The sequence below is a fragment of the Methylobacterium crusticola genome (assembly GCF_003574465.1).
GTDB lineage: Bacteria > Pseudomonadota > Alphaproteobacteria > Rhizobiales > Beijerinckiaceae > Methylobacterium > Methylobacterium crusticola.
This window is the reverse complement of sequence record NZ_KZ984664.1, coordinates 1-5,966: the sequence shown is the minus strand read 5'-3', so window position 1 is coordinate 5,966 and position 5,966 is coordinate 1. Positions and strand designations below refer to the sequence as shown.

The window sequence follows — 5,966 nt, the reverse complement described above, 5'->3', positions numbered from 1 at the left end:
CCTCGACCGTGATCACGCCCTCGTTGCCGACCGTCTGCATCGCTTTGGCCAGCATCTGGCCGATCTCAGCGTCGCCGTTGGCCGAAATCGTGCCGATCTGAGCGACCTCGTCGTTCCGGGTGATCTTGCGGGCGCTCTTCTTCAGATCCTCGACCACCGCAGCGACCGCCTGGTCGATGCCACGTTTCAAGTCCATCGGGTTCATGCCGGCGGCGACGTACTTGGCGCCTTCCTTGACGATGGCCTGGGCCAGCACGGTCGCGGTGGTGGTGCCGTCGCCCGCGAGGTCGTTGGTCTTCGAGGCCACTTCGCGCACCATCTGGGCGCCCATGTTCTCGAACTTGTCGGCGAGCTCGATCTCCTTGGCGACGGTGACGCCGTCCTTGGTGATCCGGGGCGCGCCGAAGCTCTTCTCGATCACGACGTTGCGGCCCTTCGGACCGAGCGTCACCTTCACGGCGTTCGCCAGGATATCCACTCCGCGCAGCATCTTCTCGCGCGCGTCGGCGGAGAACCGTACGTCTTTCGCTGCCATGATGGCCACTCCCTATGGACAGTTGAACTATGTGGGCTTCTGGATCAGGCGGCTCGCTGCAGAGACTCCGAGGCAGTGATCACACCCATGATGTCGGACTCCTTCATGACGAGGAGATCCTGGCCGTCGATCTTGACCTCGGTGCCCGACCACTTGCCGAACAGGATGCGGTCACCGGCCTTGACGTCGAGGGGCGCCACCTTGCCGGACTCGTCGCGGGCGCCGGGGCCGACGGCGACGATCTCGCCCTCTTGCGGCTTCTCCTTGGCGGTGTCCGGAATGATGATGCCGCCCTTGGTCTTCTCCTCGCTCTCGATGCGACGGACGACGACACGGTCGTGCAGCGGACGGAACTTCATGCGATGTCTCCAGCGCGAGAGTTACATTTCGGATGTCCGGCCGGATCCCGACCTGAGTGGTCCGACCGCCGCCAAGCTGGGAGCAGGATTTTTCCGCTTCAAGAGGGTGGCAACAATTTTTGGCACTCGCAACGGGGGATGGCCAAGCGTGACGCTAGAGGGTAGCAGCAGGGCTGCAATTGAGTGCTAAGTTGCTAATTAGGTTGATGAATTTTCGCACGATCTTGATCGGCGCCCGCCGTCGCGCCACCATGCGCTCTTCGTTCAGCGCCTGAGCGAGGCTCCAGAATGACCGTGTCGCCGGCCTTCCGTCGCCAACTCGAGGGCTACAGCCTTACGACTGCCGAGATCCTCTACCACCTTCCCGACCACCCGCACGTGCTTCAGACATTCGTCTGGCAGCACCATGACCTCTTTCCAGAATTTCCCGAGCTGAAGCGCTTCCTTTCCTTCTGGCAGGACGCGCTCGATGGCCCACTGCATTCCGTCAAGGTCGCGCATAGCCGTCTCATCAGGCCGGCCGAGTTGAGGGCGATCAATGGTGAGTTCCGTCTGCACTGATCTCGGCTATGCGAGCTTCGGTGATGCGCTGAATACAGGCAACCGAGCCGATCGCCCGCGAGCGCAGATGCGAAGGGCTACTCAGTGCAAGCGCATCGTCCAACTTGCCGCTCCAGGCGAGAACGGAGGCACGGCGCCTCCGGCAGCCACCAGGCGGTCCTCCTCCACGCCAGTCTCTTGATCGACCGTGTGCTCTAAAATCGCGACGCCGCTTGCTTTCTGACCCAAGGCCTCAGCGCATAAAGATGAGAGCTTGCCTCGCACCGATCGTTGTACCAACCCGTTCGAAGGGAAGGACGATGTAGGCCTTGCTCGACCCCGTATTCATAATCTGCACTCAAGCTACACTACTCGGATGCCTGTCAGATAGGAAGCCGGGTAGCCAAGCTTCAAGGTTGGGCCGAGCCTCAGTATGGCAGTCCAAGCACATCTTGTCGTGCTCAACCCGGATCAAGGACTGAGCGCGGCCAGATGCGCTGTGCTCTGCACGCCGAAGCTGGCCGCCAAGGAGAACAGCGCCGCGTCCCAGGCGGTCAGGTGCGGGCTGCCCACCGGCGGCTCGGCCTGCATGATCGCCACGCCGAGCCAAGCAAACCCTGCTAGGGTGAGCAGTGCCGCCAGAGCCGAGAGCATGGCCGACGCTGGTAGCAGCGCCGTGAGCCCGAGGCAGAGCCCGGTGGACAGGAGCCACTCGACTGTGGCCGCTGCGTTCGCGTCCCGTGCCTGCATCTCACGCCTCATGCGCCGTAGCCGGGACGACCGGCGGTGCCAATCCTTCGGGTGGAACGTCGCCATCGTTTACCTCCCGGTCTCAGTTCAAATCGCTCTCCCGCGTTCTTGCTCGGTCACGCCAGCGACACCCGAGGCCTGGTGAGGATCGGTGCTCAGGCATCTTCGCATCGGTCCGGTTCGCGCGCTCGCCATCCAGCTCCTGCAGGGCCGCCAGGACCTCATCGAGCGGCACGGGTTCAGCCCGGCATCCCGGCAGGCAGCGCAAGGCCGGGCAGGAGTCCACCGCGCGCGCGTCGGACGCCCAGGACGCCAGGATAGTGCGCTTCTCGGCTNCGCCGAAAGACGTCGCCGGGTGCGCAGAATGCCTCGAAGGCATCCACCGCTGCCGACCTGAGAGTGGCCGAAGCCACCGGGCCAAGGCGTTCGATCGTGGTCTCAAGCTGCTGCATGTGACGACCCTCCTCTTGAGCAAAGGACGAGCAGCCGGTGCGACCTGCTGGTCCGCACCAGCCGCCGTGTCATGCGTTCCCGTCGATCAGTTCACGTGTGTCCTGATGGGCGCCCGCGTTCAGTGTGCCGTGTCATGCGGCTTGGCGCAGTTGATCGCGATGCGGCGCCCGCGCTCCGGCCCTTTGGCTGAGCGGGGCAGCGTGACGCTAAGCACCCCATTACGGAATGACGCCTCGACCTTCTCCTCCTCGACCGCGAACGGCAGGGCGATCACCCGCTCGAAGCGGCCGTAGCTGCGCTCCGAGTAGCCGCGTTCCTGGTCCGAGGCTTCGGCCCGCTTCTCGCCGCGCAGCGTGAGGACGTCGGCGTCGATCAGGAGTTCAACATCTTTCTCCTCAAGCCCCGGCAGTTCGGCCGAGAGGCGCAGGCCCTGGTCGGTCTCCACCATCTCGACGCTCGGCCAGCCAAGGCGGCCTGGCAGGCCTGCGACTCCGGTTCCAAGGCCGCTGAACACATCGTCGAACAGGCGGTTCATCTCGCGGTGGAGCGTCAGGAACGGGCTGGTGGGCTCAGCGCGCATCGCGTTCGGCAGCGCGGTGCTGGTTCCGCGGCCCCACGGGATCAGATCTCTCACACTCATGGCTCACCTCCATCAGCATGGTTGAGGGCGTGCGGCATCGCTCGCGGGCCGGCGAGCCCGCGAGAAAGCGTATCGTTCCAGATCGAGTGGGCTCAGGCGGCCTTGGCCTCACCTGCGATCTGCGCCGGCGCGTTGTCCTGCCCGGCCATGGGTCGGTCGCCGCCGATGGCGATGCGGCGGGGCTTGAGCGCCTCCGGGACCTCGCGCCTGAGCGCGACGGTCAGAAGGCCGTTCTCCAGGGTCGCGCCCGTGACCGTCACGTGCTCGGCCAGGTTGAAGGTCTGGCGGAACGTGCGCGCCGCGATGCCGCGGTGCAGGTACTGGCGCTCGCCCTCGGAGCCCGACTTCTGGCCCGCGACCAGGAGGGCGGTGTCGTGCTGGATGAGCTCGATCTCGTCGGGGGAGAAGCCCGCCACTGCCATGGTGATGCGATAATGGTCCTCGGCCAGTTTCTCGATGTTGTAGGGCGGCCAGGCGGTCGAGGGCTCGACGCGGTCGGCCTGGGTGAGCAGGTCGAACAGCCTGTCGAAGCCGACGGACGAGCGGAACAGGGGGGCAACGTCGTAGGTCCTCATAACCACATCCTCCCGTGAGCAACGTGACTACAAGGGACGCCGGCAGCGGGGCCGGCGCCCACCGCGCGAGCCCGGATCGGGCCTCGCACGCGCGTAACGGCTGGCGACGCACGTAGTTCCACTCCACGAGAATTTTTTCGGCGGACGATCGCGCTAAGTAGCGACGAAGCGGCGGTCGCTGACCGGCGTTGAGCAGCACCATCACGCGTTCCATATGCCGGGCTTATGCGAACTCGGCGCGCACGCGCGAGGTCTGCTACAAATGGGAAACGGCCTTTCGCATGGTCAAGCTGCTTCGACCGCCGGTGATCGACCCGCCATCTGAGCCAACACACCACCCCCGATGACAAGACACCCGCCAATCAACCCGCCGAGCGTAGGGGCTATCTGGAGTAGGAGCGCGTCGAGGGCCATGGCCCATAACAGGCCTGAGAACTGCCAAGGCGCCAGCCGCGACGCTTCTCCCCGGTGAAGTGCCGCCGCGATGCTTGCCAGGGCGGCAGTCTGGACGACCGTCGTCAACAGGGTGAGGGCCGCAGCCTTGGCGCTGACGGGTCGCCAGTCCGCGGCCACCAGCGCAGCCAGCAGAACGACGCCGACCAGAGCGACCTGCAGGATCGTGTCGAGGGTCGTGGCTGCATCGCGCAGGCGGCGGATCAACACCTGATAGACCGCGTAGGTGAGGGCGCCTCCGAAGGCTGCCGCGATGCCGAGCACGCTCGCCTCCCCGCCCGGTCTCACGATCAGCAGCATTCCGGCAAAGCCGAGCAGAGTGCCGAGCCAGCGGCCGAGCGGGACGCGCTCGCGTAGCAGCAATCCGCCGAGCAGCGTCAGCAGCAACGGGGCGGTGAAGCCAAGCGCCGAGGCGGCGGTGACCGGCATCAGAGCGTAGGCGAGTACCGCGAGCGCGTTGGACACGACGAGCGCAGCAGCGGCAACTCGTTGCTCCCACGCCCTGTCCGGCCGCAGCAGGCGGTGCCAGGTCACGCAGCTTCCAGGCCATGCTGCCGCACAAAGGCCGACGATAAGGATGACGGCGCAGCGCAGGAAGGTGACCTGCAAGGGGCCGAGACCGTCGTTCGTGACCAAACTCTTCGAGAGCGTGTACCCCAGGACGTAGAGCAGGCCGGACAGGATCGTCAGGCCGATGGCAGATGAGGTTGATCGATCGCGATCCTGGGCCGCCGTGGTCGTCTTCGTCGTCACGCCGCTCTGCTTTCACAAGGGGCGGCCGGATGCGTCGCCTCTACACCAGCACCATAGGCCGAACTGAGCCGTGACCGCGAGGAGGAGTGAGGAGCTTCTGAAACGGATCGATTGTGTTGAAAAACTCAGAGGCGGCGCCTGTTGCCTCGCCCGTACCGCGCTGTGAGGAGAACTCGTCTCTTTCCGGCGTTCAGCATGCCGATGTGGGCCGGACCGCGCGAGCCAGTACAGAAGATTTTTTCTACGCGCGGGCTGGTGTGGAACAGCGCATCGGCTGCATCCCGAGTTTTTCAACACAATCGGTCGCAACCAGCCTCTCGCGACGGGTAGCAGGCGTCAGATTTCGGCCATGAGGAGCGTGGCCGGCATCATCAGTTCAGCGCCACCGCGGTGGTGCCTAAGCCCCGGGTGGACCGCGGATGTACCGGCCGCCCGGGGCACCCCCACATCAGCGTCGTCTCGCCCGCTCGGCGCCTGATGGCTCCTGGACGTCTGGAGCGCAGTAGGAGAAACCTGCGGTGAAGCGCCCGGATGCGTCCAGCGCGTCGACGGCGATGCGGCGCATGCCGGGTGGGCACGGTCCGTCGGTCACGAGGATGGGCGGTGCCTGGGCCACCTCGAAGGTCTGTGCGGGAAGCTGCGGTGCAGCGGGCATGATCGGGACACCACTGGAGGGTGAGGTCATCGGGGTCACTCCGTTCGCATCAGGACGCTCGCTATGGCAAGCGCAGGACGGGCGGGAGTTGGTTCAGCCGGCATCGTCGTGTTGCGCAAACCGCGATGTCGAACCTGGATCGGTTCGGACCAGTCTCGCACTCTACGTCACACCCGGATGTTCCGCATAGCGCGGGCGCTCGGGGAACTATGCAGGAATTTTGGTGACGGAGGCGGTCAGGCGGCGCGGTGAT

Annotated in this window: 8 protein-coding genes; 1 reads left to right on the top strand and 7 read right to left on the bottom strand. The window is 65.5% G+C overall.

Going from position 1 to position 5,966, the window contains the following annotated elements:
* Positions 1-535: TCP-1/cpn60 chaperonin family protein (locus tag DT057_RS05500; protein WP_276469420.1), on the bottom strand; the 535-nt coding region annotated here is incomplete at its 3' end.
* A gap of 44 nt (positions 536-579) precedes the next feature.
* Positions 580-894: a co-chaperone GroES gene (gene groES / locus DT057_RS05495; protein ID WP_128561098.1), complete on the bottom strand. Its 315-nt coding sequence runs from the start codon at positions 892-894 to the stop codon at positions 580-582.
* A gap of 288 nt (positions 895-1,182) precedes the next feature.
* Here groES and DT057_RS05490 point away from each other — a divergent pair, with 288 nt between their 5' ends.
* Positions 1,183-1,455 carry an usg protein gene (locus tag DT057_RS05490; RefSeq protein ID WP_128561097.1) on the top strand — a complete coding sequence of 91 codons (273 nt, stop codon included), beginning with the start codon at positions 1,183-1,185 and terminating at the stop codon, positions 1,453-1,455.
* A gap of 450 nt (positions 1,456-1,905) precedes the next feature.
* Here DT057_RS05490 and DT057_RS05485 read toward each other — a convergent pair whose 3' ends face one another.
* The 5 genes from DT057_RS05485 to DT057_RS05460 form a co-directional block, all read right to left on the bottom strand.
* A complete protein-coding gene (locus tag DT057_RS05485) occupies positions 1,906-2,250 on the bottom strand; it encodes a hypothetical protein (protein ID WP_128561096.1) in 345 nt (114 codons plus the stop codon).
* Positions 2,251-2,755: 505 nt separating this feature from the next.
* Positions 2,756-3,277, bottom strand: coding sequence for an Hsp20/alpha crystallin family protein (locus DT057_RS05475; protein ID WP_128561095.1), 522 nt, complete (start codon positions 3,275-3,277; stop codon positions 2,756-2,758).
* A 92-nt stretch (positions 3,278-3,369) separates the two neighbouring features.
* Complete coding sequence (locus DT057_RS05470; RefSeq protein ID WP_128561094.1) at positions 3,370-3,852, bottom strand: Hsp20 family protein; 483 nt, start codon at positions 3,850-3,852, stop codon at positions 3,370-3,372.
* Between the two features lie 285 nt (positions 3,853-4,137).
* On the bottom strand, positions 4,138-5,058 hold the full coding sequence (locus tag DT057_RS05465; protein WP_128561093.1) for a DMT family transporter: 921 nt from the start codon (positions 5,056-5,058) through the stop codon (positions 4,138-4,140).
* Between the two features lie 448 nt (positions 5,059-5,506).
* Positions 5,507-5,743, bottom strand: a complete 237-nt coding sequence (locus tag DT057_RS05460; protein WP_128561092.1) for a hypothetical protein — start codon at positions 5,741-5,743, stop codon at positions 5,507-5,509.
* Positions 5,744-5,966 lie beyond the last annotated feature (223 nt).